23 protein-coding genes and 1 tRNA gene are annotated in these 25,224 nt (G+C 71.3%); 11 read left to right on the top strand and 13 right to left on the bottom strand.

The genetic code is table 11. The annotated features are described in order from the left end of the window. Positions 1-14: 14 nt before the first annotated feature. Entirely contained in the window at positions 15-1,457 is a 1,443-nt protein-coding gene (locus EDF33_RS00215) for a DHA2 family efflux MFS transporter permease subunit (protein ID WP_123936817.1), read from the bottom strand. Between the two features lie 76 nt (positions 1,458-1,533). Here EDF33_RS00215 and EDF33_RS20350 point away from each other — a divergent pair, with 76 nt between their 5' ends. Further along, positions 1,534-2,223 (top strand): TetR/AcrR family transcriptional regulator, encoded by a 690-nt coding sequence (locus EDF33_RS20350; protein ID WP_132099027.1) that lies wholly within the window; start codon positions 1,534-1,536, stop codon positions 2,221-2,223. Here EDF33_RS20350 and EDF33_RS00205 read toward each other — a convergent pair. Further along, positions 2,220-3,185, bottom strand: coding sequence for an NAD(P)H-quinone oxidoreductase (locus EDF33_RS00205; RefSeq protein ID WP_132099026.1), 966 nt, complete (start codon positions 3,183-3,185; stop codon positions 2,220-2,222). The two genes, EDF33_RS20350 and EDF33_RS00205, sit on opposite strands and share 4 nt — an antisense overlap. Positions 3,186-3,299: 114 nt before the next feature. On the opposite strand from EDF33_RS00205, the gene EDF33_RS00200 reads away from it, so the two are divergent. Beyond that, a complete protein-coding gene (locus EDF33_RS00200; protein ID WP_123293354.1) occupies positions 3,300-3,710 on the top strand; it encodes a hypothetical protein in 411 nt (136 codons plus the stop codon). After that, positions 3,710-4,195 carry a hypothetical protein gene (locus tag EDF33_RS00195; RefSeq protein ID WP_132099025.1) on the top strand — a complete coding sequence of 162 codons (486 nt, stop codon included), beginning with the start codon at positions 3,710-3,712 and terminating at the stop codon, positions 4,193-4,195. The genes EDF33_RS00200 and EDF33_RS00195 overlap by 1 nt, the downstream gene beginning before the upstream one ends. A 95-nt stretch (positions 4,196-4,290) precedes the next feature. Here the strand turns inward: EDF33_RS00195 and EDF33_RS00190 are convergent, their stop codons facing one another. The 4 genes from EDF33_RS00190 to EDF33_RS00175 all read right to left on the bottom strand — a co-directional run bounded on the left by EDF33_RS00190 (position 4,291) and on the right by EDF33_RS00175 (position 8,021). Beyond that, positions 4,291-5,169 (bottom strand): aldo/keto reductase, encoded by an 879-nt coding sequence (locus EDF33_RS00190; RefSeq protein ID WP_123312106.1) that lies wholly within the window; start codon positions 5,167-5,169, stop codon positions 4,291-4,293. 145 nt (positions 5,170-5,314) lie between these two features. Then, positions 5,315-6,562 (bottom strand): FAD-dependent oxidoreductase, encoded by a 1,248-nt coding sequence (locus EDF33_RS00185; protein WP_132099024.1) that lies wholly within the window; start codon positions 6,560-6,562, stop codon positions 5,315-5,317. A gap of 108 nt (positions 6,563-6,670) precedes the next feature. Beyond that, the gene (locus EDF33_RS00180) at positions 6,671-7,138 is read right to left on the bottom strand and encodes a DUF6264 family protein (RefSeq protein ID WP_111086304.1); all 468 of its coding nucleotides are present in this window, start codon (positions 7,136-7,138) and stop codon (positions 6,671-6,673) included. 10 nt (positions 7,139-7,148) lie between these two features. Then, positions 7,149-8,021, bottom strand: coding sequence for a CoA ester lyase (locus tag EDF33_RS00175; protein ID WP_132099023.1), 873 nt, complete (start codon positions 8,019-8,021; stop codon positions 7,149-7,151). A gap of 141 nt (positions 8,022-8,162) precedes the next feature. On the opposite strand from EDF33_RS00175, the gene EDF33_RS00170 reads away from it, so the two are divergent. After that, positions 8,163-12,044 carry an ATP-binding protein gene (locus EDF33_RS00170; protein ID WP_132099022.1) on the top strand — a complete coding sequence of 1,294 codons (3,882 nt, stop codon included), beginning with the start codon at positions 8,163-8,165 and terminating at the stop codon, positions 12,042-12,044. A gap of 314 nt (positions 12,045-12,358) precedes the next feature. Then, positions 12,359-12,943: a CDP-alcohol phosphatidyltransferase family protein gene (locus EDF33_RS00165; protein WP_132099021.1), complete on the top strand. Its 585-nt coding sequence runs from the start codon at positions 12,359-12,361 to the stop codon at positions 12,941-12,943. Positions 12,944-13,084: 141 nt separating this feature from the next. Here the strand turns inward: EDF33_RS00165 and mscL are convergent, their stop codons facing one another. The 3 genes from mscL to EDF33_RS00150 form a co-directional block, all read right to left on the bottom strand. Next, complete coding sequence (gene mscL / locus EDF33_RS00160; RefSeq protein WP_123293361.1) at positions 13,085-13,585, bottom strand: large conductance mechanosensitive channel protein MscL; 501 nt, start codon at positions 13,583-13,585, stop codon at positions 13,085-13,087. A 71-nt stretch (positions 13,586-13,656) separates the two neighbouring features. Beyond that, positions 13,657-13,941 (bottom strand): FmdB family zinc ribbon protein, encoded by a 285-nt coding sequence (locus EDF33_RS00155; RefSeq protein ID WP_131921874.1) that lies wholly within the window; start codon positions 13,939-13,941, stop codon positions 13,657-13,659. A gap of 1 nt (position 13,942) precedes the next feature. Then, entirely contained in the window at positions 13,943-14,527 is a 585-nt protein-coding gene (locus tag EDF33_RS00150; RefSeq protein WP_132099020.1) for a 5-formyltetrahydrofolate cyclo-ligase, read from the bottom strand. A 115-nt stretch (positions 14,528-14,642) separates the two neighbouring features. Between EDF33_RS00150 and galU the strand changes: the two genes are divergently transcribed. The 5 genes from galU to EDF33_RS00125 all read left to right on the top strand — a co-directional run bounded on the left by galU (position 14,643) and on the right by EDF33_RS00125 (position 19,667). Continuing rightward, positions 14,643-15,533 (top strand): UTP--glucose-1-phosphate uridylyltransferase GalU, encoded by an 891-nt coding sequence (galU, locus tag EDF33_RS00145; protein WP_111086297.1) that lies wholly within the window; start codon positions 14,643-14,645, stop codon positions 15,531-15,533. A gap of 87 nt (positions 15,534-15,620) precedes the next feature. Next, positions 15,621-16,280: a GNAT family protein gene (locus tag EDF33_RS00140; protein WP_111086296.1), complete on the top strand. Its 660-nt coding sequence runs from the start codon at positions 15,621-15,623 to the stop codon at positions 16,278-16,280. 99 nt (positions 16,281-16,379) lie between these two features. Further along, positions 16,380-17,471, top strand: a complete 1,092-nt coding sequence (locus EDF33_RS00135; RefSeq protein WP_132099019.1) for a hypothetical protein — start codon at positions 16,380-16,382, stop codon at positions 17,469-17,471. A 73-nt stretch (positions 17,472-17,544) separates the two neighbouring features. After that, a tRNA-Ala gene (locus EDF33_RS00130) sits at positions 17,545-17,620 on the top strand. Between the two features lie 214 nt (positions 17,621-17,834). After that, complete coding sequence (locus tag EDF33_RS00125; protein ID WP_132099018.1) at positions 17,835-19,667, top strand: hypothetical protein; 1,833 nt, start codon at positions 17,835-17,837, stop codon at positions 19,665-19,667. Between the two features lie 167 nt (positions 19,668-19,834). Here EDF33_RS00125 and EDF33_RS00120 read toward each other — a convergent pair whose 3' ends face one another. Then, positions 19,835-20,218, bottom strand: coding sequence for a hypothetical protein (locus EDF33_RS00120; protein WP_123293366.1), 384 nt, complete (start codon positions 20,216-20,218; stop codon positions 19,835-19,837). 110 nt (positions 20,219-20,328) lie between these two features. Between EDF33_RS00120 and EDF33_RS00115 the strand changes: the two genes are divergently transcribed. After that, a complete protein-coding gene (locus tag EDF33_RS00115; RefSeq protein WP_243692316.1) occupies positions 20,329-21,378 on the top strand; it encodes an amidase domain-containing protein in 1,050 nt (349 codons plus the stop codon). A 13-nt stretch (positions 21,379-21,391) separates the two neighbouring features. Here EDF33_RS00115 and EDF33_RS00110 read toward each other — a convergent pair whose 3' ends face one another. The 3 genes from EDF33_RS00110 to EDF33_RS00100 all read right to left on the bottom strand — a co-directional run bounded on the left by EDF33_RS00110 (position 21,392) and on the right by EDF33_RS00100 (position 25,178). Continuing rightward, positions 21,392-22,621, bottom strand: a complete 1,230-nt coding sequence (locus EDF33_RS00110) for a hypothetical protein (RefSeq protein ID WP_207906610.1) — start codon at positions 22,619-22,621, stop codon at positions 21,392-21,394. A 151-nt stretch (positions 22,622-22,772) separates the two neighbouring features. Continuing rightward, a complete protein-coding gene (locus EDF33_RS00105) occupies positions 22,773-24,635 on the bottom strand; it encodes a glycoside hydrolase family 2 TIM barrel-domain containing protein (RefSeq protein ID WP_132099017.1) in 1,863 nt (620 codons plus the stop codon). An 87-nt stretch (positions 24,636-24,722) separates the two neighbouring features. Beyond that, entirely contained in the window at positions 24,723-25,178 is a 456-nt protein-coding gene (locus EDF33_RS00100) for a MaoC/PaaZ C-terminal domain-containing protein (RefSeq protein WP_132099016.1), read from the bottom strand. Positions 25,179-25,224: the final 46 nt, after the last annotated feature.

Below are 25,224 nucleotides of genomic sequence, written 5' to 3'. Positions count from 1 at the left end.
ACCAGACCGGGCGCTTACGCGACGGGAGCCGGGACGGCGGGCGTGGGGCGCGCCTCCCGAGCATCATCGGCGACCACGTCGGGGACGTGGGATCCGCGACCTGCCGGCAGGAACACGGCGACGAGTGCCGAGGCTGCGACGACGGCCGCTCCGACCAGCACGGCGGGCTGTGCCGCGTCGACGTAACCGGTGGGCGTGAGCTGGCCGCCGGCACCGGTGAACACGGCGGTGAGCACCGCGATGCCGAGTGCGACGCCGATCTCGCGCAGGGTGGAGTTCGCGCCGGAGGCCTTCGCGTGGTCGTCCTGCGGCATCCGCGCGAGCACGGCGGTCGAGATCGGCCCGAACACGGCGCCCATGCCGATGCCGGCGAGCAGGAAGCCGGGCAGGAGGCCGGTGAAGGTGACGTCGGCGGACATCGTGGCGGCGATCCAGAACAGTCCGGCGGACAGGAACGCCATGCCGCCGGCGATGAGCACCCGGGTGCCGACCCGTGGTGCGATGATCCCGGCGAGCGGCGCGACGATCATCGGTGCGAGCGTCCACGGCATCGTCCAGACGCCGGCCTCGAGCGGTGACCGGCCCTGCACCACCTGCAGGAACTGGATCAGGATGAAGACCGACCCGAACGCGCCGAACGAGAAGGTCATGGCGACGAGGTTGGCGAGGGTGAAGCTGCGGTCGCGGAAGAACCGGAGCGGCAGGAGCGGTGCGGCCGTCGTGGCCTGGCGGACGACGAACGCGACGAGCAGTGCACCGCCACCGATGAGGCCGACCAGCACCTCGGTGCTCGTCCAGCCCGCGTCGTTGCCGCGGACGATGCCGAACACGACGCCGAGCACCCCGAGACCCGCGAACACGACGCCGAGGACGTCGGTCCGGACCCGGGCGCCACGGGTGTTCGGCAGGGCGAACAGGGCGAGCGGGATCGCGATCACGCCGACGGGGACGTTGAGCCAGAAGATCGCCTCCCAGCTCCAGCTCTCGACGACGGCTCCGCCGATGAGCGGGCCGAGCGCGACGCCGAGGCCGGAGATGCCGCCCCAGACGCCGATGCCCACGGTCCGCAGGCGGTCCGGGACGCTGCCGACGAGCAGGGTCAGCGACAGGGGCATGATCGCCGCGGCGCCGGCCCCCTCGACCGCGCGCCAGACGATGAGGGCGGTCGGGTCGGTGCTCATCGCGGCGAAGGCCGATGAGACGGTGAAGACGCCGATGCCGGCGATGAACAGGTGGCGGCGGCCGATGCGGTCGCCGAGGCCGACGGCCAGCAGCATCAGGGCGGCGAAGGCGAGCGTGTAGGCGTTGGTGATCCACTGCAGCTCCTCGACCGAGGCGCCGAGGTCGGCGTGCACGGCGGGGAGTGCGCTGGTGACGACGAGGTTGTCGAGCGTCGCCATGAACATCGGGAGGGACGCGGCGGCGATCGCGAGCCACACGGGGATGCGTCGGGACATGGTGTCTCCAGTCGTTGGTAATCCGATGATTACTTGTCTCGACGGACTGTAGTAATCGACTGATAACCTGTCAACCATGAGCGCGGAGACAGCGGTCCGGATGCCGGCAGCGCAGCGTCGCGCGATGATCCTCGAAGCCGCACGCGGGGTGTTCGGCCGCCAGGGCTACCACGGCACCACCACCGACCAGATCGCCTCGGCGGCGGGCATCAGCCAGCCGTACGTCGTCCGGATGTTCGGGTCGAAGGAAGCGCTGTTCCTCGAGGTCTTCCGCGACACGCTCGGCATCCTGCTCGACGCCTGGCGCGAGACCCTGACGACCCTCGGCCCGGACGACGTGCCCGCGCACGTCATCGGTGAGCAGTTCGTCGACCTCGCTGCCGAGCAGGGCCTGCACACCGTGCTGCTGCAGGGGTTCGTCTCCGGTGCCGAGCCTGCGATCGGTGCGGCCGCACGCGACGGCTTCCTCGAGATCTACCGGTTCCTGCGGGACGAGGCGGGGATCCCGGACGACCAGGTGCAGGGCTTCCTCGGCAGCGGGATGATCTTCGCGATCATGCTCGCGATCGACATGCCCGCACGGTTCGACGAGGACCGCGACGCGGCGGACCTGCTCCGTGCGACGTTCGGCGCGAAGTGCGGGCAGGTACTCGACCTGGTGCGGCCGAGCGCGGCAGACCCGGGCGCAGCGCACCCGGGCGCAGGGCACCCGGGCGCAGGGCACCCGGGTGCAGGGCACCCGGGCGCAGCCCGCCCACGCGCCTAGAGCGTCAGCAGCACCTTCCCGACGACCTCGCCGTCGCGGACCTTCCGGTGCGCCTCCTCGACCTCGGCGAGCGGCAGGACGGTGTCGATGACCGGGCGGACGCTGCCGTCGGCGACGAAGGGCCAGACGTGCTCACGGACGGCGGCGACGATCGCGGCCTTCTCGGCGAGCGGCCGGGCGCGCAGGGTCGTCCCGCTGATCGACGCCCGCTTCCGCATCAGCGCACCGAGGTCGAGCTCGGCGGTGCTGCCGCTGCCCGAGGCGATGACGGCGATGTGCCCGTTGGGTGCGAGGGCCTGCAGGTTCCGCGCCAGGTACGACGGTCCGACGACGTCGAGCACCACGTCGACCCCGACGCCGTCCGTGAACGCGAGGACGCGCTCGACGAAGTCCTCGGTGCGGTGGTCGACCACCAGATCGGCACCCAGGTCACGCGACGCCTGGACCTTGCGGTCACCGCCGCTCGTCGCGATCACCGTGGCACCGAGGGCCTTCGCCCACAGGACGGCGTGCGAGCCCATGCCGCCGGTGCCACCGTGCACGAGCAGGGTCTGCCCGGGGCGGAGTCCGGCGAGCATGCCGATGTTCGAGTATACGGTGCAGGCGGCTTCGGGCAGGCCGGCAGCCTCGACCAGGTCGACCGCGTCGGGGACCGGCAGCACCTGCGTCGCGGGAGCCACGACGAGCGAGGCGTAGCCGCCGCCGGACAGCAGGGCGCACACGCGGTCGCCGACGGCCACCGAGGTCACGCCGTCGCCGAGTGCCCGGACGGTGCCGGAGACCTCGAGCCCGAGGATCTCCGAGGCCCCGGGCGGCGGCGGGTAGTTCCCCGCGCGCTGCTGCAGGTCGGCGTTGTTCACCCCGGCGGCGGCGACCTCGATGAGCACCTCGCCCGCGGCGGGCACCGGGTCGGGCAGGTCGGTCACGGACATGGCGGTGTCGTCGAACGTGATGGCGCGCATGCCCTCGACGGTACGCCGGGCAGCCGGTCATCCTGTGAGTGCCCCATGTACGCTCGATGACGGATCTGCACCTCATCCGGGGGAGTGCGGACCGATCGAGGGGGACTCTCCACCATGCCGAAGAACAAGCTCATCGCGCTCGCCACCGCCGGCCTCGCGCTCACCCTGCTCGCCGGTTGCTCGACCGGGCCGTCGAAGGCCGACCAGTGCACCCAGTTCGAGAAGACGGTCAAGTCCGCCGCCGAGGGCGTGCAGTCCGAAGCCGCGAACCTGCAGTCCGACCCGGACGCCGCCGTCACGAAGCTCAAGGAGCTCGACGAGAAGATCTCCGACGGCGTCGACGACCTGTCCGACGACGCCCTGCAGGACAAGGGCGAGGCGTTCGAGGACGCCTACGGCGACCTCGTCGACCAGATCGAGGACATCGCGAAGGACCCGCAGTCGGCGGACGTCTCGGCGCTCACGAAGTCCAGCACCAAGGTGCAGGACGCCGGCAACGCCTTCCAGAAGGAGTGCAACTCCTGATGCGCCGCACCCTCACCGCGGTGACCACGGCGCTCGTCGCCGTGGCGCTGCTGGCGGGCTGCTCCGGCGGCTCGTCCAGCGACGGCGGCTCGTCCGACGACGGCGCCTCGACGGAGACGTCGAAGACGTCCGCCCCGTCGAAGACCTCGGCCGCCGCTCCCACGCAGACCAAGGCCGAGGCGTGCGCCCTGGTCGAGAACGAGCTCAAGTCGTTCATCGCCGAGCAGACGTCGTCCTCGGCGCCGGCGGACCCCGCTGCGCGGGCGAAGCTGGTCGGCGAGTTCACCGACCGTCTCGACGCCGCGCTGCCGAAGGTCACCAACGACGACGTCCACGACGCCTTCGAGGACTTCACCGAGGACGCGAAGGCGTACGCCTCGGCGCTCACCTCCAGCGGCTCGAGCGACTCCGCCGAGGCGAAGGACGCCCAGACCGACGTGCAGTCCTCGCTCAACGAGGTCTCGGCGGTCTGCCCGAGCAACTAGTCGCCACACCCGGCCCCGACACCACGACGCCCCGCAGCTCCGACCGGAACTGCGGGGCGTCGCCACGCGCCGTGGAGCGGCAGGACGACGCCGCCTCAGACGGCCGCCGGCTGCGACGCGTCCAGACGGGCGACGTCCTCCGGCCGCAGCTTCACGGTCGGTGCGGTCAGCGAGTTGAGGATCGACTGCGGCCGCGACGCCCCGGGGATCGGGACGACGACGTCGCTCTTCTGCAGCTCCCACGCGAGCGCGATGACCTGCGGGGTCACGCCACGGTCGCGTGCGATGTACGCGAAGTCCTCGTAGGCGGTGCCGAGGTCGGCGGCGTTCGCGATGCCACCGAGCGGGCTCCACGGCAGGAACGCGATCCCGAGCTCGTCGCAGAGCTCGAGTTCCGGCTCGCTCGACCGGAACTTCGGCGAGAACTGGTTCTGCACCGAGGCGAGTCGTCCGTCGAGGACCTCGTTCGCCGTCCGGATCTGGTCGGGGTCTGCGTTCGAGATGCCGGCCATCCGGATGACGCCCTCGTCGAGCAGCTCGCCGAGCGCGCCGACGGATTCGGCGTAGGGGACAGCGGGGTCCGGACGGTGGAACTGGTACAGGCCGATCGCCTCGACGCCGAGGCGCTTCGCCGACGCCTTCGCCGCCTGCTTCAGGTACTCCGGGTGGCCGTTCTGCGCCCAGGCGCCGGCTTCCGGTCGCAGGTGTCCGCCCTTCGTGGCGATGAGGATCGACTCGGTGTCGCCGTGGAACTCGCGGACCGCCCGGGCGATGAGCTCCTCGTTGTGCCCCACCTCGTCGTGGGCGGCCAGGTGGTACGCGTCGGCGGTGTCGATGAGCGTGACACCGTTCTCGAGCGCGGCGTGGATGGTCGCGATGGACTGTCGTTCGTCGGGGCGCCCCTCGATCGACATGGGCATCCCGCCCAGACCGATGGCGCTGACCGACACGTCTCCGATGACTCGTTGCTTCATGGCCCCAGCATGCGCCGGGGGTGCGCAGTCGCGCACAGGGTGCGTCGCGCAGTGGTGGTGACCGCCCGCCGACCGGGAGGCCCGTGGCGGCTCCGCCCCGCGCCTCCCGTCCGCCGTCCGGTCCCGTCCACCGCGCCCGCTCCGTTCAGCGGCGCGCCCAGCTCGGCGCGTGCTCCGGAAGCGGCCCGAACGCGATGCCCCGGGCGTAGAGACCCCGCGACGGCGGCACGTACCGGGCGAGCAGCACGGGCAGTAGCGGTGGCCCGTCCTGCAGTCGTCCGGCGAAGGCCCGCTCGAACACGACGCGGTGCAGCACGGCCTGCGCCGACTGGACGATCACTGCCGGCGGCCTCCGGCGGCGTTGCACCGCGGCCAACGCACCGTCCAGCCCTGCACCTCGGAGCCCGTGCCGCAACGACGGGACCAGGATCCCCGCGGTCGCCACGGCGTCCTGCACCGCCAGGTTGATCCCCACCCCGCCCGCGGGCGACATCGCGTGCGCCGCGTCGCCGATGCACAGCAGCCCCGGCCGCCACCACCGCCGCAACCGGTCCATCCGGACGTCGAGCACGTGCACGTCGTCCATCGACCCGATCGCGTCGACCCGGTCGGCGAAGTCCGGACGGAGCCGCGCCACCCGCTCCCGGAAGGCGTCGATCCCCTCAGCCCGCAGCGCCGCGTCCGAGCCCTTCGGAGCGAAGTACGCGACCTGGTGGTAGTCGGGCCGCGGGAAGCTCAGCAGCACGTCGTTGCCCGAGAACGCGGGGGTCAGGGCGCTCGCCGCGTCGCCCGACCGACGGGGGAGCCGGAACCACCAGGTGTCGAACGGCACCGGGAACGCCCGTGGCACGAGCCCTGCTGCCCGGCGCAGGACCGAGTTCCGTCCGTCGCACGCGATCACGACGTCGGCGCGGAGCTCCTCGGGTTCGCCGCTGCCGTCGCGCCGGCGGAGGTGGACCCCGGTGACCGCACCGTTCTCCTCGATGAGCCCGGTCGCCGCGCGGCCCATCGCGATGTCGAACGACGGTTCCTGCCGGGCAGCGGTCACGAGCAGGTCGAGCAGGTCCCACTGCGGCACCATCGCCACGTGGTCGTACGGAGGAGCGAGCCGCGAGAAGTCGCCGAGCAGCAGCCGTGACCCGTCGGGCATGGGCAGGGAGAAGTCGTCGAGCCGTGACTGCGGCAGGGCCCGGAAGCGCTCGCCGAGGCCGAGCTCGTCGAGCAGCCGGATCGTCGAGGCGTGCACGGTGTCGCCGCGGAAGTCCCGGTTGAAGTCGTCGTGCTGCTCGATGACGCGCACCGCGATGCCGGCCCGGGCGAGCAGCAGACCGAGGACGACCCCGGCGGGGCCACCACCGACCACCGCGACCGTCGTCCGCGACACCGTCACCATGCCGTGGACGCTACGCCCTGTCGGACCCGCGCACTGTGCGCACGCACGACGCGACAGGACACGAGGTGATCACCTCGTGTCCTGTCGGAGAAGTGGTGCGCGACGGCGCTAGGCGCTCGCGGACACCGAGGACGACGCGGTCTCGTCGTCGGCGGCGTTCGCGAAGACGACCCCACCCCACGTGATGACGGCGATCGCGAGCACGAAGCCGACCGCGGCGATCCACCACGACGACTTCCGACGGATCCACGCGCCGATCGCCAGCACGATCGTGGCGACGCCGATCACGAACGCGCCGCCGACCGCGATGGCCGTGCCGCCGATGTACCCGCCGGGCGAGCACCCGGCCGAGGCATCGCAGGTCGCGGTCGCCGAGATGACCGCGATGATGCCGACGACGGCGGTGACGATGGTCATCACGGCGCCGAAGGCCAGCAGCAGCACGGTGGAGATCCGGTCGGCGAGCTTCGCCGGCGGGAACAACGTGGTGCCGCTGCGCTCCCAGGCCGCGCGCTGCGGGTCCTGGGGGCCGGGCGAGGACTGCGGCGGACCGCCGGGGACGTTGGACCAGGTCATGGGAGCAGTCCTACCGCGCTTCCACGCCGAACGCCTGTGCGAGCCGCTGGATCTTCTGCGCCCGACCCAGGCGGGGCAGGTCGGAACCGTCGCGGATGACCTTGCCGCGGGCCTCGAAGTCGTCGAGGAAGTCCTGCGCCCAGGCGACGTCGGTCGGCGTGGGGGAGATGACCTCGTTGATGACGGGCAGCTGCTCGGTGTCCAGGCAGAGCTTGCCGGTCAGGCCGAGTGACACCGCGACCTGGGACTGCTCGCGCAGGATCGGGTGCGACGACCCCACCGTCGGGCCGTCGATCGGGCCGGGCAGGTCGCCGACGCGCGAGGCGACGACGAGCTTCGACCGCGGGTACGCCATCGCCAGGGTGTCGGCGCTCGTGCCGGTGTCGCGGCGGTAGTCGCCGGAGCCGAACGCCAGCCGGAACGCGCCCTGCGCCCGCGCGATCGAGACGGACTCCTCGATGCCGAGCGCCGACTCGACCAGGGCGATCACCGGGGTGTGGCCGCCGAGCCGGTGCCACGTGTCGGTGACCTGGGCCGGGGACTCGGTCTTCGCGAGCATCACGCCCTGCAGTCCGGGCAGGCCGCGGAGTTCTTCGACGTCGTCGGCCCAGAAGTCGGTCGTGACGTCGTTGATCCGGACCCAGGCCTCGCCGCCTCCGGCCAGCCACGCGGCGACGCCCTGCCGAGCCGAGGGCTTGGCGGCGGGGTCGACGGCGTCCTCGATGTCCAGGATGATCTGGTCGGCGCGGGACCGCTGGGACTTCTCGAACCGGTCGGTCGCGGTGCCGGAGACGAGCAGCCACGAGCGGGAGATCTCGGCGGGGACCGATCGACGCCGGTTCGGCGTGGGGGCGGACGGGGTGGTGCGGTCGTCGATGGCCATGCCCCGTTGGTACCACATCGGGCGCGTCGGGCGCGGACCCTGAGCGCTTCACCGTGCACCGGAAACCCCGAAACCTCGGTTCATTGCCAGAGAGGGCGCTCGTTCCCGCCTACAGTGTCGGATGTGTGGCGAGCGGACAGGGTGACCGACGGTGAGGACGACGTGAACGACGACGTCCCCGTCGAGGGTGCCCACGAGCGCCCCGACGACGAGCGAGACGACCGCGGTCAGCGCGACCACCGCGACCACCGCGACGAGCCAGACGACCGAGACGAGCAGCAGGACGTGGACGAGGACCGGACCGACGACGAACCGGACCGCACGCTCCGCCCGGAACTGCAGCTGACCAGCCCGCAGGCGATCAGCCTCGGCGATCCCCGGCTGCAGGCGGGCAACGCGGCCGAACCGACGTGGGACGGCTGGCGCGGCCAGCTCACCGGCGTCGGCGGAACGAGCCCGCTCACCCACTTCAGCGACCACCCCCGCGCGCGCATCGAACTGTCGACGACGCACCCGGGCGGCCTCGCCCAGTTCATCACCGGCAAGACCACCCTGCTGTCCAGCCTGATCCGCGACGAGGTGGCGCTCCGTGCCGCCCGCGTCGCCGCCGGCCAGGTCGAGGCGAAGGGCACCGAGCTCGCCACCGTGCGCGGGATCGACGCCGTGAAGCTCGGCATCGGCATGGCCGACTGGAAGCACGGCGACGAGCAGTTCCGCGGCCCGGTGCTCCTGCGCCCGCTGGCGATCCGCCGCCACGGCCGTGACTTCGAGGTCCGGCTCCTCGGCGAACCCGTGCTCAACCCGGGTCTCGCCGACGCCCTGCACGAGCAGTTCGGCGTCATCCTCGACGCGCAGTCCTTCGTGGCGCTCGCGCAGCAGGACGGCTCGTTCACCCCGAACCCCGTCATCGACCGCCTGCGTGGCCTGACCGCGCACATCCCCGGCTTCTCCGTGCACGCCCGGCTCGTGGTCTCCACGTTCGCCGAGGTCGCGACCGGTCTGGTCGAGGACACCGGCGACCTGTCCCACCCCGTGCTCGACGCCCTGGCCGGCAACCCGAGCGCCAAGTGGCAGGTCGAGCAGTCGTACCACCCGGTCGAGCAGACCCCGTCGGACGAGCGCAGCCCGGAGACCGACACGCTGCTGCTCGACGCCGACGACGAGCAGGAGAACGTGATCGCGCAGATCGCGGCCGGCAACTCCATCGTCGTCAAGACCCTGCCCGGCACCGGCGGCACCCAGACGATCGTGAACGCCCTGGGCGGCCTGGTCGCCGCGAACAAGCGCGTCCTCGTGGTGAGCCCGCGCCGTGCGACCCTGCGGGGCATCGCGGCGCGCTTCGGCGAGGTCCAGCTGCCCGGCGTCGCGGTCACACCGTCGACCCTGCGCCGTGACGTCGTCCGTGCCATCGCCCGGAACGAGAAGGCGGCCCGTCCGAACCTGCGCGAGGTCGACGACGCCCTGGTCCGGCTCCGCAAGGTGCTGAAGGACTACCGCGGTTCGCTCACGCGCAAGGACGCCGACTTCGGCGTCTCGGTGCTCGACTGCCTGGTCGAGCTCTCGCGCCTGTCGCTCCTGCCGGTCCCGCCCTCGACGACCGCGCGGCTGTCGAAGCAGTCCGTGGCGTCCATGGTCGAGGGGCGTTCGCGCGTCGCCGAGACGATGGTCAGCGCGGCCAACCTCGGTGAGTTCCGCTACGGCCCCGACGACTCGCCCTGGTACGGAGCGAAGTTCTCCACCAGCGACGGTGCCCAGCGCGCCCACCGCATCGCGAAGGACCTCGACTCCGACGGGCTGCCGACGCTGCTCCGCCGGGCGCACGACCTGGTGAGCTCGACACACATGCGCCAGTTCACGACGATCAACGAGCTCGGCATCTACCTGCGCCTGCTCACCGAGATCCGTGACACCCTCGACCGCTTCCTGCCGGTGGTCTTCGACCGCTCGGTGTCCGAGCTCGTCGCCGCCACGGCCCCGCGTGGCGAGGGCGCTCCGATGTCGTCGACGAACCGCCGTCGTCTGAAGAAGCTCGCTCGTGAGTACGTCCGCCCCGGCGTGCACGTCTCCGACCTGCACGAGGCCCTGACCCGGGTGCAGCAGCAGCGCGTGCTGTGGCAGCGCTACGTCGCCGCCGGCGTGAACCCCGAGGTGCCCACGGGCATCGCGGACGTGCAGGTGCTGTTCTCGAACGTCGCCGAGGACCTCGCGCGCCTCGACGAGCCGCTCGGCCGGACCGAGCGCGACCGGCAGCTCGCGAACACCCCGGTCGACCAGCTCGTCCCCACCATCGCCGAGCTCGCAGCCGAGTCCGACGTCCTGCACAACCTGCAGGAGCGCACCGAACTCATGCAGACCCTGCGCGACCTGCAGCTCGAGCCGCTCATCACCGACCTGGCGAACCGCCACGTGCCGGACCTGCAGGTGCCGGCCGAGCTCGAACTCGCCTGGTGGCAGTCCGCGCTCGAGACGATGCTCGAGTCCGACCGGGCCCTGCTCGGCGCGAACACCGACATGCTCGACCGGGTCGAGGCCGACTTCCGCCTCGTCGACGACGCCCACGCGGCCGGGGTCTCCCAGGGCCTGGCGTGGCAGCTCGCCGAGAACTGGAAGGTCGGACTCGTCGACTGGCCGGAAGAGGCCACGGCGCTGAAGACCCAGCTGCGCGAGGGTGCGATCACCTCGCGGCTGCTCCAGGACTCCGCACCGCACCTGTCCCGGTCGATCGCACCCGTGTGGCTCGCGAGCCCGTACGAGGTCTCGCAGATCGCCGACACGATGCCGTTCGACACCGTGATCCTGGTCGACGCCGGCGCCGTGACCATCGCCGAGACCGTCGGAGCCGTCCGTCGTGCGCGCCAGACCGTCGTCTTCGGTGACCCGGTCACGCAGACGCCGTCGCCGTTCCGCATCGCCGTCGACCCCGAGCACCGTGCGCTGCAGGTCGACGAGGGCACCCTCGACGCCTTCCACGCCGACTCCGCCCTGGCGAAGCTCTCCACGCTGCTGCCGACCCTCTCGCTCTCGCGGTCGTACCGCGCCGGCGGCGAGGACCTGGCCGAGCTCGTGAACCGTCGCTTCTACGGCGGCAAGATCGAGTCGCTGCCGTGGGCCGGCTCGTTCCTCGGGCACGGCTCGATCGCGCTCGACTACGTCAGCGACGGCAAGGCCGTGCCCGACCCCGAGTCCGGCGCCGTCGAGAGCGTCGACGCCGAGGTGGACCGCGTCGTCCGCCTCGTCATCGACCACGCCCGCACCCGCCCGTCCGAGTCGCTCATGGTCATCACCGCCTCGGCGAAGCACGCCGTGCGCGTCGAGCAGGCCGTGCTGACCGCGGCGCAGGGCCACAAGGACCTGACCGAGTTCGTCATCGGCGATCGGGCTGAGCCGTTCATCGTGGCGACGCTCGAGCAGTCGGTCGCGCAGAGCCGCGACCGCGTCGTGTTCTCCATCGGCTACGGCCGCACCCCGCACGGCCGCGTCCTGCGCGACTTCGGTCCGCTCGGCAAGCCCGGCGGCGAGCGGCTGCTCGCGGTCGCGATGACCCGTGCGCGCCGCTCGATGGTGATCGTGACGTGCTTCCAGCCGTCCGACATCGAGGCCGAGCGCATGGGCCACGGCACCGTCGCCCTCGCCGAGATCCTGGCCGAGGTGCGTGCGCGCACCACCGCCGAGTACGTGCCGGACGACTCCGACCCGCTGCTCGTCGACCTGGCCCGCCGACTCGAGATGCGCGGCATCCCGGTCGCGCTCGGACACCGCGGCAAGCTCGGCCTGGTGGCCGCGCACGGCGGGGTCTGCGTCACGATCGAGACCGACGCGTCGCTGGTCAAGGGATCGCTGCGCGAGTCACTCCGCCTGCGCCCCGAGGTCCTGCGCCGACTCGGATGGCACTACGTCCGCGTGCACGCGTTCCAGCTGTTCTCCGACCCGGACCGTGTCGCGAACACCGTCGCCGCCGTGCTCGGTGTCGACCGTGGCGCCACGCAGGAGATCTCGATCCCGCCGATCCCCGCCCGCCGATGACTCCTCGGCCGAGTCGGCGGGCCTCCCGGCCCGCCGGTCCGGTGACGCCGGAGACGGACCAGCTGGTGGGCACGTGGACGCGAGCCGACGACGCGTCGTCAGCCGCGCCTCCCGTCCGGTCAGCGTCTCCGGAACGCGCCACGGACGACCTGTCGGGAGGCCCGGTGCGGCGCCGCAGACGCGTCACCACCCAGCCGGTGCCGGGTTCAGACCCCACCCCCGCGCCGGAGCCGGCGCGGCACGGATCCGGCGAGAACGATGTCCGTCTCCGGGCGGACGTCCCGCCCCACTGGTAGCAGGTAGCCTGGCCTGCGATGACTGACACCGTGCGGGAGCGCCCCGACTGGCAGACCTGGCCGAACCTGATCTCGCTGTTCCGGCTGCTGCTGATCCCGGTCTTCGTGTGGCTCGTCGTCGCCGGACACCCGGGTTGGGCGTTGGTCGCACTCGTCGTCATCGGCGTGAGCGACTGGGCGGACGGCTTCATCGCGCGCAAGTTCGACCAGGGCTCGAAGCTCGGCAAGGCGATCGACCCCGTCGCCGACCGACTCGCCATCATCGCCATCGTGCTGTCGCTCGTGCTGACCGGCCTGCTGCCGTGGTGGGTCGTCGCCGTCGTCGTGCTCGTCGACCTGGTGCTGGTGGTGCTGTCGAGCGTGCTGTTCCACGGCAACCCGGACCTCGACGTCACGTGGACCGGCAAGATCCGCTCCGCGCTGCTCTTCGTGGGCCTGCCGGTGCTGCTGTTCGCGGCCGTGCACGCCGTCGACGAGAACGCGCCGTGGGTGCGGGTCGTCGCACTGGTCTTCGTCTACCTCGGCACCGTGGGCCACGTCCTGGCGGGTATCCAGTACGCGACGGCGATGTTCGCCAAGCGGCGAGCGGTCACGGCCGACTGACGCGCCCCCTGCCGCAGCGTGACGCCGGCTGCGGCCGGTAGCGCACGATCGCGCCCCCGAACGGGCATCGCGCCCCGAAGAGTCGGGGCGCGATGGCCGTGGAGGGGCGCGATCGCGGCGCTTTCGGCGGGGACGACCCTGCTAAAGCTTCGTCGAGCCGCCGATGCCGGGTCCCTCGGGAGCGGTGTTCGGGGCGATGTGCGCGCCGGTTCCCGTGCTCGTGGAGACGCCGTTCTGGGAGCGCAGCAGGTCGCGGATCTCGAGCAGCACCTCGACGTCGGTCGGGGGCACGTCCTGCGGGGTCTGCTCCTCGTCGTTCTTGACACGCTCGAACGCCACCTTCTTCAGGTGGTTCACGGGCACGACGAGGGCGAAGTACACGACCGCGGCGACGATCACGAAGTTGATGACCGCGCCGATGATCGCGCCGAACAGGATCTTCGCGCTTCCGCCGGACACCGTCGGGATGGACCAGACGAGCGCCTTGTCGAGGCTCGACGCGTTGAAGACCGCGCCGATCAGGGGGTTGATGAGGCTGGTGACGATCGCGGTGACGATCGCGGTGAACGCAGCACCGATGACGACTGCGACGGCCAGGTCGATGACGTTGCCGCGGAGCAGGAACTCCTTGAAGCCCTTCACGGGACTCCTTCCGGTCGAGGACAGTCGCCGGACGGCGACCCCATCAACCTATCGGCGAGGAGTGCTCGTGGTCAGGAGGCGCTGGGCTTCGGCGTGCTCGGCTTCGACTCGGTCTTCGCCGGGGCGGACTTCGTCTCCGACTTGGCCGGCGTGCTCGACGAGCCCTCGGACTTCGGCGCCGGGCGGGAGTCGGTGCGGTAGAAGCCGCCGCCGTTGAACGTCACGCCGACGGGGGAGAACACCTTGCGCAGGACACCGCCGCACACCGGGCACTCGGTCAGGGTGGCGTCGGAGAACGACTGCTTGATGTCGAACGCGTTGTCGCACTCGGTGCAACGGTACGAGTAAGTAGGCACGTCAGCTCCGGAACGTGATGATGCGCGACGGCGTGATGATGCCGTCGACGGGTTCGTCGTGGGGTTCGCGCGGGACCTCGTCGAGGTACTCCGCGTCGAAGATCACAGCATAGACGGGCGGGCGCTTCGCCATGGACCCGAGGGTCTTGTCGTAGTAGCCGCGCCCCCAACCCATCCGGACGCCGTCGTGCCCGACCGCGGCCGCGGGGGCGAGGATCGCATCGACGTCGTTGATGGCGATCGGGGACAGGACCTCGCCGACGACCTCGGGCATGCCGAAGATCCCCTCGGTCTCGCTCTCACCGTCGCCGACCGCCCAGTCGAGCAGGCCGTCCTCGCGCGTGACCGGCAGGAGCACCCGGATGTCGTGCGCGAACGCCCAGTTCAGGAACGGCCGGACGTTCGGCTCATCGGACGCCGACAGGTAGAGCGCCAGCGAGGTGACCTGGCGCTCCTCGGCGAAGCGCTGCAGGGTCGCGGTGAGCGCCGCACTGTCCGCGTCGCGTTCCGTCGTGGTCCGGGCGCGCCGCCGCTGCCGGAGTTCGGCTCGCAGGGCGCGCTTCTCGTTCCCGAGATCAGCGATCATGCGCAGGAGTCTACCGAGCGCATCCGTTGCGGCTTCCCGCCGGGAAACGCGCTGATGCCGTGTCCCCAGTAGCGATGACATGCCCCGGAAACCCGGATCGGATACGGTCTGGGGCATGGGCTTCCAGATTTCCAAGGCGGTGATCCCAGCGGCAGGGCTGGGCACTCGCTTCCTCCCCGCGACCAAGGCGATGCCGAAGGAGATGCTCCCCGTCGTCGACAAGCCAGCCATCCAGTACGTGGTGGAAGAGGCTGTCGACGCAGGACTCACCGACGTCCTGATGATCACGGGCCGCAACAAGAACGCACTCGAGAACCACTTCGACCACGTGTCGGAGCTCGAGGAGACCCTCAAGAAGAAGGGTGACCACGAGAAGCTGCAGAAGGTCAACCAGTCGACGGACCTCGCCGACATGCACTACGTGCGTCAGGGCGACCCGCTCGGCCTCGGCCACGCGGTGCTCCGCGCGAAGATGCACGTCGGCCGCGAGCCGTTCGCCGTGCTCCTCGGCGACGACATCATCGACGCCCGCGACCCGCTGCTCAAGCGCATGATCGAGGTCCAGGGCGAGAAGAACGCCACGATCGTGGCGCTGCTCGAGGTTCCCGAGTCGCAGACCCACCTGTACGGCATCGCCACGGTCGAGCCGACCGACACCGACGACGTCGTGAAGATCACCGGGCTCGTCGAGAAGCCCCCGCAGGGCGAGGCGCCCTCGAACCTGGCCATCATCGGCCGCTACGTCATCCGCCCCGAGGTCTTCGACGTCCTCGAGAAGCAGGAGCCCGGCAAGGGCGGCGAGATCCAGCTCACCGACGCGCTCATGAAGATGGCGAGCGCCGAGGAGTGGACCGGCGGCGTGTACGGCGTCGTGTTCCGTGGACGCCGGTACGACACCGGTGACAAACTCGACTACATCAAGGCGATCGTGCAGCTCGCCTCGGACCGCGAAGACCTCGGCCCCGACCTCAAGTCGTGGCTGAAGGAGTTCAACGCGGGCGAATGAGTCGGCCATCCCGCCCGGGACCGTGCACACGGACCCGGGCGGGACACCCCGTCCCGCACAGCGGCGGGATCCCGGAGGAACCAAGCGATGACGACGATCCCGACCCTGTCCCACGGGCGGGTCACCATCCGGCCCCTCCGGCTCCGTGACACGCGCGACCTCGACCTCGCGCTGGCGTCCAACCGTTCGTGGCTCCGCACCTGGGAGGCCACGAACCCCTCAGGACACGTCTCCACCGACGTCCGCGGCAGCATCCGCGCGCTCCAGGCCAACGCCCGCGCGGGACTCGGACTGCCGTTCGCGATGGAACTCGACGGCCGGTTCGTCGGGCAGCTGAACGTCTCCGGCATCACCTACGGGTCGCTGGCCAGTGCCTCGATCGGCTACTGGGTCGTCGAGGACGCCGCCGGACACAACGTGACCCCGATCTCGGTCGCCCTGGCCGTCGACCACTGCTTCCGCGCGGTCGGCGTGCACCGCATCGAGATCTGCATCCGGCCCGAGAACGCCCCGTCGCTGCGCGTCGTCGAGAAGCTGGGCTTCCGGTACGAAGGGCTGCGCCGCCGGTACATCCACATCAACGGAGACTGGCGCGACCACTTCTGCTTCGCGCTCGTCGCCGAAGAGGTCCGCGAGGGCGTCCTCGAGCGCTGGGTCCGCGGGCAGGTGCCACCCGGCCTCGGTGCCGTGCCGCTCGCGGCCCGTGACGAAGCGGCGCTGCCGATCACCACCACGCCGCGTCTCTGACGGGAGGCCCGTGGCACGTCCCACGGATTCCGCCGCGACACGCGCAACACGCGTTCCGCAATCACGCGACGGGGATACCCCCGCCCCTACCGTGTCCCCATGGCAGGAATCGGCTCGTGGGGTGGCGGCATCGTCCTGCTCGTCGCGGCCGTCCTCTGGCTCGTCTACCTGATGCCGTCGTGGGCCGCCCGACGCCAGTACCTCGCCACCGAACGCAACGCGATCCGGCTGCAGCAGACCCTGCGGATCCTGGCGCAGACCGCTGAACTGCCCGACGAGGTCCGTGTCGAGATGAACGCGAAGTCCCTGGCCGAGGCGCAGCGCGTCGCCCGGTCCGAAGAGGCCAAGCGAACCGCCATCGTCCGTGCCCACGAGGCCGCACGCCAGCGCGAGATCACCCGCCGGCTCGCCGAGCAGGCCCCCGTCCTCGAGCGTGCGTCGTCGGTGCCCGCACTGACCGCGATGCGCATGCGACGCTCCCGGCTCGGAGCCACCCTGTTCGGCACGCTCGGCGTCGTCGTCGCGCTCGTCGTCTTCGTCGCAGCGCCCGCCCTGTGGCTCGTCGGTGTCGCGGGGCTCCTCGCCGCGGGTGGGTCCGCAGCGGTCCTCGCCCAGCTGCACCAGGTGGCGACGGCACGGAAGACCCGTGTCGCGGCGGCCGAGGCGGGCGCGACCCGTGCCTCCCGGCCTGCGAGCACGTGGACGGACCCGGCACCGCCGCTGACGACCGAGCAGTCCGCAGAACCCGCGCAGGACCGCAGCTGGACCCCGAACCGGGTGCCGAAGCCGCTGTACGTGGAGCGACCGACAGCGCCCGCTGCCTCACCGGAGTCGTCCGCCGAGCTCGCTGCGCGACTCAAGGAGCGCGTCGCCGAGGCCAAGGCCGAGGCGGACGCCGAAGCCGCTGCCATCCGAGCGGGCGAGGCCGACCCGTCGCTCGCCCGGGTGTCACGCATGCGGCCCGAGCTCGAGGACGCTGCCGCGTCGCTGTCCGCCCACGACCAGGGGCGTCTCGCGGAGCGGCTGGGGCTGCGTGCTCCCGCAGTACCGGAGCTCGTCGCCGAGACGCCGGACGAGCCGACCGCGCCGACGGGTCCGCCGAGCAAGTGGGCCGGCATGGGTGTCCTGGACGACGACGCGTACCAGCAGGCCGACCTCGACGCGATCATGCGTCGGCGCCGCGCGGTCTGAGTCGCGGCTCGCCCGACCGGCTGTCCACGATTTCGGATCGGCCGAACGGTGGTGCTAGTGTGGTCGAGCACTTGGGGCTATGGCGCAGTTGGTAGCGCGTCTCGTTCGCAATGAGAAGGTCAGGGGTTCGAATCCCCTTAGCTCCACCAAGGCAATGCCGAAACGGCCCGGAACCGACAGGTTCCGGGCCGTTCTGCATTCGGTGTGTTCCACAGGCTCGCGTCACTGTGTCGTCGTGCACAGTTCGCGAACAGGGGTGGTGTGTTGCTGAGCGCATCGTTCTAGACTCCCGGTGCGCCAAGGGGGCGCGGGGAACGGGGGAACACGTTGCGCTTCAGGACTGCCATCGCATCGATCGGGACGGTGCTCGCCGTCACTGCCGGGCTGCTCGTGGTCGCCCCGGTGGCACCGGCATCGGCCGCAGCGCCGACCACCGGCCGGTTCACGCCCGTGGCACCCGCGCGAGCCTGGTCCGGCACCGCGACGAGCAAGCTGACGACCGTCACGCTCGGCGGCCGCAACGGCATCCCGTCGAACGCGACCGCGGTCGTGCTGACCGCGACCGTGACCTCCCCGAGCGCGGCGGCGTACGTGAGCGTCGCCCCGTTCGGCAGCACCGCCAGCCCCGCCATCCAGAACTTCGCCAGGGCGCAACCGATCTCCGGCACCACCACGGTCGGACTCACCAGCGGCAAGGCCCAGGTGAAGGTCTCGGCCGGCAAGGCGACCGTCGCCCTCGACGTCGCCGGTTGGTACGGCACCAGCGCCACCGGGTCGACCTACACGCCGCTCGCGCCGACGAACGTGCTGAACGGCACCGTCACCACCGGCGCCAAGCGCATCGTCGTCGCGGGCAAGGCGGGCGTGCCGTCGAACGCCACCGCCGTCGTGCTGCAGGCCGACGTGTCCCGTCCCGCGACGAGCGGCCGGCTGCGCCTCACCCCGTACGGCAACAACGCCGGCGTCGTCTCGCTCATGTACTCCAAGGGCACCACCGTCGCGAACACCACCACCGTCCGGCTGTCCGGCGGCGCCGTGCAGGCCAAGGTCTCATCCGGGTCCGCTCGCGTGCTCGCCGACGTCGTCGGGTACTACGCACCGAACGCCAACGGATCCGTGTTCGTGTCCGCACACCCCGTCCGCGCCGCGACCGTCGCCGCGGGCACCACCGCGACGAAGGTCACCGTCGCCGGCACCGCAGGCGTCCCGCGCAACGCAACCGCGGCCGTCATCAACGCCAAGGTCGGTGGCGGCAGCGTCGGGGGATCACTCCGCGTCGTCGGCGCCGGGCTCGCCTCGAGCGTGCCCACGCAGATCTACGCCAAGGGGCAGACGATCGGCAACGCGCTCATCGCGCCGCTGGCGTCCGGAGGGCAGGTGCAGGCGAAGGTGTCGGCGGGCAGGGCCACCGTGTACGTCGACGTCGTGGGGTACTTCCTCAACGGCAACAGCGGGTCGGGGACGGGCGTGGACGTCTCGTACCCGCAGTGCGGCAAGAGCGTGCCGACCGACCAGTCCTTCGGCATCGTCGGGGTGAACTCGAGCCTCGGCAACACCACGAACCCGTGCCTGCAGCAGCAGCTGTCCTGGGCTGCGTCGTCAGCCGGCGGCACCGCGCAGCCGAAGACGCAGGTCTACGCGCTGTTCGCCAACCCCGGGGCGGCGGCAGCATCGGTCTGGCCGACGTCCAACGCCGCGCCGAACGGGCAGTCCGCGACGAACCCGTACGGCACGTGCACGGCACAGTCCGGCGCGAAGCCGACCTGGAAGACGACGTCGGCGTGCTCGTACATGTACGGCTACGCCAGGGCCTACGAAGCAGCGAACACCCGGGGCGTCGCCAACCCGGGGCAGTACCGCTGGTGGCTCGACGTCGAGACCGGCCTGTCCCACCTGAGCGACACCGGTCAGAACCGGGTGGCGCTCGAGGGCATGGTCGCGGCCCTGAAGAGCAGCGGTGTCACGCAGATCGGCGTGTACTCGACCTCGTACCAGTTCCGCACGATCATGGGCACCGTCCCGACCGCGAGCCCGCTCCGGCCCCTGCCGAGCTGGATCGCGATCGGCGACGGCCGTCTCGACCAGGCGCAGGCAGCATGCTCCGGCGCACGGCTGCTCGGTGGCCCGATCGCGATGACGCAGTACAAGACGCCGTTCGGCTCGACGGAGATCGACCGCAACTGGTCCTGCTCCTGACGAGGCCGCACGCGGTTCGCGACGATCCACGAGTCGTTCGTCGGGTGTCCTGTCGGAAGCCGGACGCGAACGGGCCCCGTGGCGGTCTGGAGGCGCGGCGCGACCCCGCCACGGGCCTCCCGTCCGTCAGGTGGACCCGTCCACCGCGCCCCGGCGACGCGACCGCGTCAGCTCGCGAAGCTGTCCGTCAGGACACCCGCCTGCGCGAAGGACGTGTGGATCGCGTTCGCGGCCTGCTCGAACGCGCGGTTGCCACGCGAGATCCCGATCGCCCCGCCCTTGATCGCGGACTTGCCGGAGCCGCGCAGCAGTCGAGCGACGGTGCGGCCGTCCGCGGTGACCATGATCTGCACGTCGAGCCGGGTGTGGAAGGTGCGGTCGTTCGCGAGACCGCCGATGAGGAGCGTCAGGCCCATGCTGCCGCGGGTGGCCCGGAGCGCGCCCTGTTCGGCGTCGTCCACCGTGTAGCCCTCGCGGCTGAGGGCGAGTCGGACCTGACCGCGAGCGGTCTCGGGGTCGGTGGCGACGAAGAAGTCGTGGCTCTCGGGCATGGTCTGCTGATCCTCTCGAAAGCGTCCGTGCGGACACGGAGGACGCTCGCCCCCCGGAGACGATCATGCCGTGTCGGAACGTCAGGTGCGTCGCTTACGCTGACTGTGTCATGACTGCCTCGATGAACCGCCGCGCACTCCTGTCCCTCGCCGGTGTCGCCGGGATCGGGCTCGCGGTCGCCGCGTGCTCGTCCGGCAGCGACGATGCCGGCAAGAAGAGTGGCAGCAGCGGCACGGACGACAACGCCGAGGGCGGCACGAGCACGACCACCCCGAAGCCCGCCGCGAAGTCCCTGACCCCGGCGCAGGTCCCGCTCCTCGGCGGCGTCACGGTCACCGTCGCGGGCACCGGTCTCGCCGCGGTCAAGGGCGTCACCGTCGGCGGGGTCGCTGCCCGCGACGTCACGGCCACCGAGTCGAAGGTCACCTTCACGGCTCCACACCAGGCGATGTACACCGCCGGTGACGCCGCCGTCGCGCTCTTCACCGAGTCGATCGAGCCGACCCCGTCCGCCAACCAGTCGTCCGACGGCAACGGCAGCGCCGCGAACGACGGGCAGACCGGCGCGACGCAGGACTCGGCCACTGCGACGCCGACCCCCACGGCAGCGCCGGTGCCCGATGCGTCCACCGCGGTGGCGACGTCGTCGATGGCCTACGCCGCGTTGACCGACGTCGACCGGCAGCTCCAGTACGCGATGGCGCACTGGAAGGACTACAACCTGTCCGAGTACGGCACCATGAACCCGATCGGCGGCGACTGCGCGAACTACGTCAGCCAGACGCTCATCGCCCGCGGCTGGGAGCAGCGCTCCGACTGGTACAACCGCGCGGCCGGTGCCGAGCACAGCGCGACGTGGACGTACTGCCCGACGATGGACCCGTGGCTCGAGACGAACGCCGCGGAGTTCGGGCTGACCCGGCGCTCCTCGGACGAGCGCGACAAGGTCAAGGTCGGCGACATCGTCTTCTACGACTGGAACGCGAACGGGTCGCCGGACCACACCACCATCGTGTCCGAGGTCTTCACCGAGTCCGACGGCACCATCCGCATCAAGTCGGCGAGCCACAACCAGGACGGCCCCTACCGCGACCTCGACGAGATGATCACGGTGCAGCACCCAGGCGGGACCGCCTGGTTCCACACGTTCGACGCGTAGGGCACCTGCCCGCTCAGGGGTACCCGAGGAACCAGAGCAGCACGATCGCGACGGGCTGCAGGCACACCCCGACCACGAGCCACGTCACCGCCCGCCGTCGCGTCCGCACGAACACATCCGACCCGAGCAGCGGCGCCATCGGCATGAGCAGCCGCGGCAACGACTGCTGCGGCAGGAACACCGCGACCAGGTACAACCCGTACGACGCCGTGAACGCGAGCACCTCGGTGCCGAGCGCGCGGGTGCTCCGTCGGGTGAAGAACCACACCGCACCGCCGAGCACCGCCACCACGAGCAGGATGCCGAGCGGCCCGAGCCACGTCGAGGCCATCGTGAACCACGGCGTCAGCGGGGCGAAGTGCTGTCGCCCGACGAACCCCACCCACCACGACAGTTCGGTGTCCACGTACGCGTTCGGCCGCCCGGTCGCCGCCGAGGCGATCACCGGCCACGCCAGGCCCGCCGCCGCGACGACGAGGCCGGAGACCACGATCGCGATGCGGTCACGCCACGGGAACACCTCGGCAGGTCGAGCAGACCGGCGGGACCCGACCCACCGGACGACCAGGTGCACGGCCAGCGCTACGGCCAACGCGAGGACCCCGGGTTTCGTGAACGCCGCGACCACCCCGAGCGGCGCGATCAGCCAGTACCGCCGTCGGACCAGCGCCAGCAGCGCTCCGAACAGCAGCACGAGCAGCAGGCTCTCGGCGTAGGCGACCTGCAGCAGGAACCCGGTCGGCGCGAACGCGAACAGTGCGGTGGCCCAGCGGGCCCGGTGCGAGCAGCCCACCGCGAGCACGAGCCGGTACAGCAGGACGCAGGCCCCGGCGCCGGCGATAGTCGCGACGAGCACTCCCGCGACCCAGAACGACGCACCCGTCAGGGCCATGACGGCATGCACGATGGCCGGGAACACCGGCAGGAACGCCCAGGCGTTCGGCGCGACGTGGCCCGCATCGTCGAGGGGGAGCGTGGCCGGGTACCCGTGCTCCGCGATGGTCCGGTAGAACGAGGCGTCCCACGATCCGGAGAAGGTGAAGAACGACGGGTCCTGCCGGTACGACGCGAACGTCCAGCCGTTCGCGGTCGCCAGCACGTACATCGTGGCGAGCAGCAGCGTGCTCACCAGGCGCGAGGCGGCCCAGATGAGCAGGGGCGCGGTCCACGCGCTGCGGGGTCCGGTCAGCAGGCTGCGCACCCCCGACCGGGAGGCCCGGCTCGTCTCCGCCACGCTCGTCACCCGCCCGATCCTCGCAGACCAGGGCCCGTGCCCGCGTCAGCGGGCGGCCGTGCGTCGGGCCGCGCGCTGACCTGCCCTCATGGTGAGCAGCGGTGGTCGGGTCCGTCTACCGGACCCGACCACCGCTGCTCACGAAGTGCGGGCCTCCCGGCTAGCGACCGGTGACCGCGCGACGGATCTGCTCGATCGGGACCTTCGGGGAGCGGTCGGCGTTGAGCAGGCCGTTCGTCTCCTGCATGGTGTCGGTCAGCTGCGTGTAGCAGGAGCCGGCCAGGAACGAGCTCGCCCGGATCGCGTCGTACAGTGCCGTGATGCGGGTGACCCAGTCGTCGCCGTCGGTGGCCGAGGTGTAGCCCCAGCCGTCCTCGCGCTGTGCACCCGGCTGGTAGTTCACGCCACCGAACTCGGTGAGCATCAACGGCTGGCCGAGGTCCTGCGCGCCACCCACGAGCACCCAGCGGTCCGACGGGCCGAAGTGGGTGAACAGCGCCGTGCGTGCTGCATCGTCGGCGTAGGTGCGGGCGAGTGCGTCGCCGGCACCCTCGTAGTCGTGGATCGTGACGATGTCGGAGTTGGTGTGCTCCCAACCGTCGTTCGAGATCACCGGACGCGTCGGGTCGATCGCCCGCGTGACGTCGGCCAAGGAGCGTGCGTAGGCCTGCTGCGCCGGATCCGTGCTGATGTGCTGCACGCCCCAGCTCTCGTTCGCCGGCACCCACGTGACGATCGACGGGTGCGAGGCATCACGCTCGACGGCGTCCATCCACTCGCGCATCAGGCGCTGGACGGCCCGCGGCGAGAAGGCGTAGGCGCCGGGGGCCTCGCCCCAGACCAGGATGCCGAGCCGGTCCGCCCAGTACAGGAACCGGGGGTCCTCGATCTTCTGGTGGTTGCGGGCGGCGTTGAAGCCGAGCTCCTTGATGAGCTCGACCTCGCGGCGCAGTGCTTCGCGCGACGGCGCGGCGATGTGCGAGTCCGGCCAGTAGCCCTGGTTCAGGACACTGCGGACGTCGTAGCTGTGGCCGTTCAGCAGGAAGGTGCCGCCGTCGACGCCGACGGTGCGGAGCCCGAAGTAGGACGCGACGGAGTCGATCGGCGTCGTGCCGGTACGGGGGAGGAGCGAGACCGTGGCGTCGACCAGGCGCGGGGCGTCCGGGGTCCAGTGCAGTTCGTCCTCGGCCTGCCCGTTCGTCTGGCGCGCGATCGGCACGACCACGTCGAACTCGTCCGAGGTGTCGCCGAGCGTGGCCTCGACGGTGGCGAGGTGCTCGTCGCGCTCGTCCCACCGGGCGACGACGCGCAGGCGCTCGCCGCCGGTGCGGCCGCCAGCGATCCGGACCGTCAGGCGGACGGTGGCGTGGTCGACGTTCGTCCAACGCAGGTACTCGATCGAGGCGGTCGGCACGGCTTCGAGCCACACGGTCTGCCAGATGCCCGTGGTGCGGCGGTACCAGATGGCGTGCGGGTCCTCGTGCCAGTCCTGCTTGCCGCGGGGCTGGGTCAGGTCGTGCGGGTCGTCCTCGGCGCGGACGACCAGGGTGTGGACGGCGTCGGGGTCGGTGGCGAGGGCGTCGGTCACGTCGAACGAGAACGGCGTGTGGCCGCCCTCGTGCTCGCCGATGAACTGGCCGTCGATCCAGACGCGGGCGCAGTAGTCGACGGCGCCGAAGTGCAGGACCAGTCGGGGTGCGGCGGTGCCGTGACCGGCGGCCTCGAGGTCGGCGCGGGTGACCGCACGGGAGTACCAGACCACCGGGTGGAAGCCGGGCTCGTCGATGCCCGAGGCGACCGACTCGGGCGGGAACGGCACGACGATGTCGCGGGCGTCGGGGAACCCGGTGCGCCAGGCGGTGTCGTCGCCGTCGTTCCGGAAGGACCACGTGCCGTCGAGGTCAGCCCACGCGGTGCGGAGCATCTGCGGCCGGGGGTAGGTGCCGTCCTGCCGCGAAGCGAGGGGGAGTGCGGGAGCGGATGCGGTGTCAGGTGCGGCCACGGTGCCGTCGAGCGTGCTCATGGGTCCATGCTCCCGCGCCGGTACATCGTTGTAAAGAGCGTCGCAACGATTGCCATCCGGAGAACTCAGTGGGTGCTCGGGGCGACGTCAGGCGATCGCGGCGTCGCGCGTCAGGACCATCACGTCCATGCGTCCCTGCTGCACGACGTCGCCGCGCTGGTTCCGCAGTGAGACCGTCCGCTCGACGATGCCGGTCGTGCCGGAGCTCGTCAGGCGCGTCGACAGGATCTCGACCTCGCAGGTCACGGTGTCCCCGATGAACACCGGCGCGGTGAACCGCCACTGGTCGATCCCGAGCAGTGCCACGGCCGACCCCTCGAACACCCCGGTCCGTGCGATCAGCCCCAGGCAGAGCGAGGTGCCGAGCAGCCCGTGCACGATCCGCTGGCCGTACCGGGTCTTGCCGGCGAACTCGACGTCGGTGTGCACCTGGTTGTTGTCGTTCGTCCACGAGGCGAAGGACACGACGTCCGCCTCGGTGATCGTGCGACCCGGGGTCGTGAAGGTCTGTCCGGCGGCGAGGTCCTCGAGGTAGTGGGGCACGTGCGCGATTCTCGCAGAGGAGTGCGACGAGCCTCACGCCCGGCCG

This window comes from Curtobacterium sp. PhB146, assembly GCF_004342995.1.
In the GTDB taxonomy this organism is placed as follows: Bacteria; Actinomycetota; Actinomycetes; order Actinomycetales; family Microbacteriaceae; genus Curtobacterium.
The sequence above is the reverse complement of the archived record's forward strand: the minus strand, read 5'-3'. Positions and strand labels throughout refer to the sequence as shown.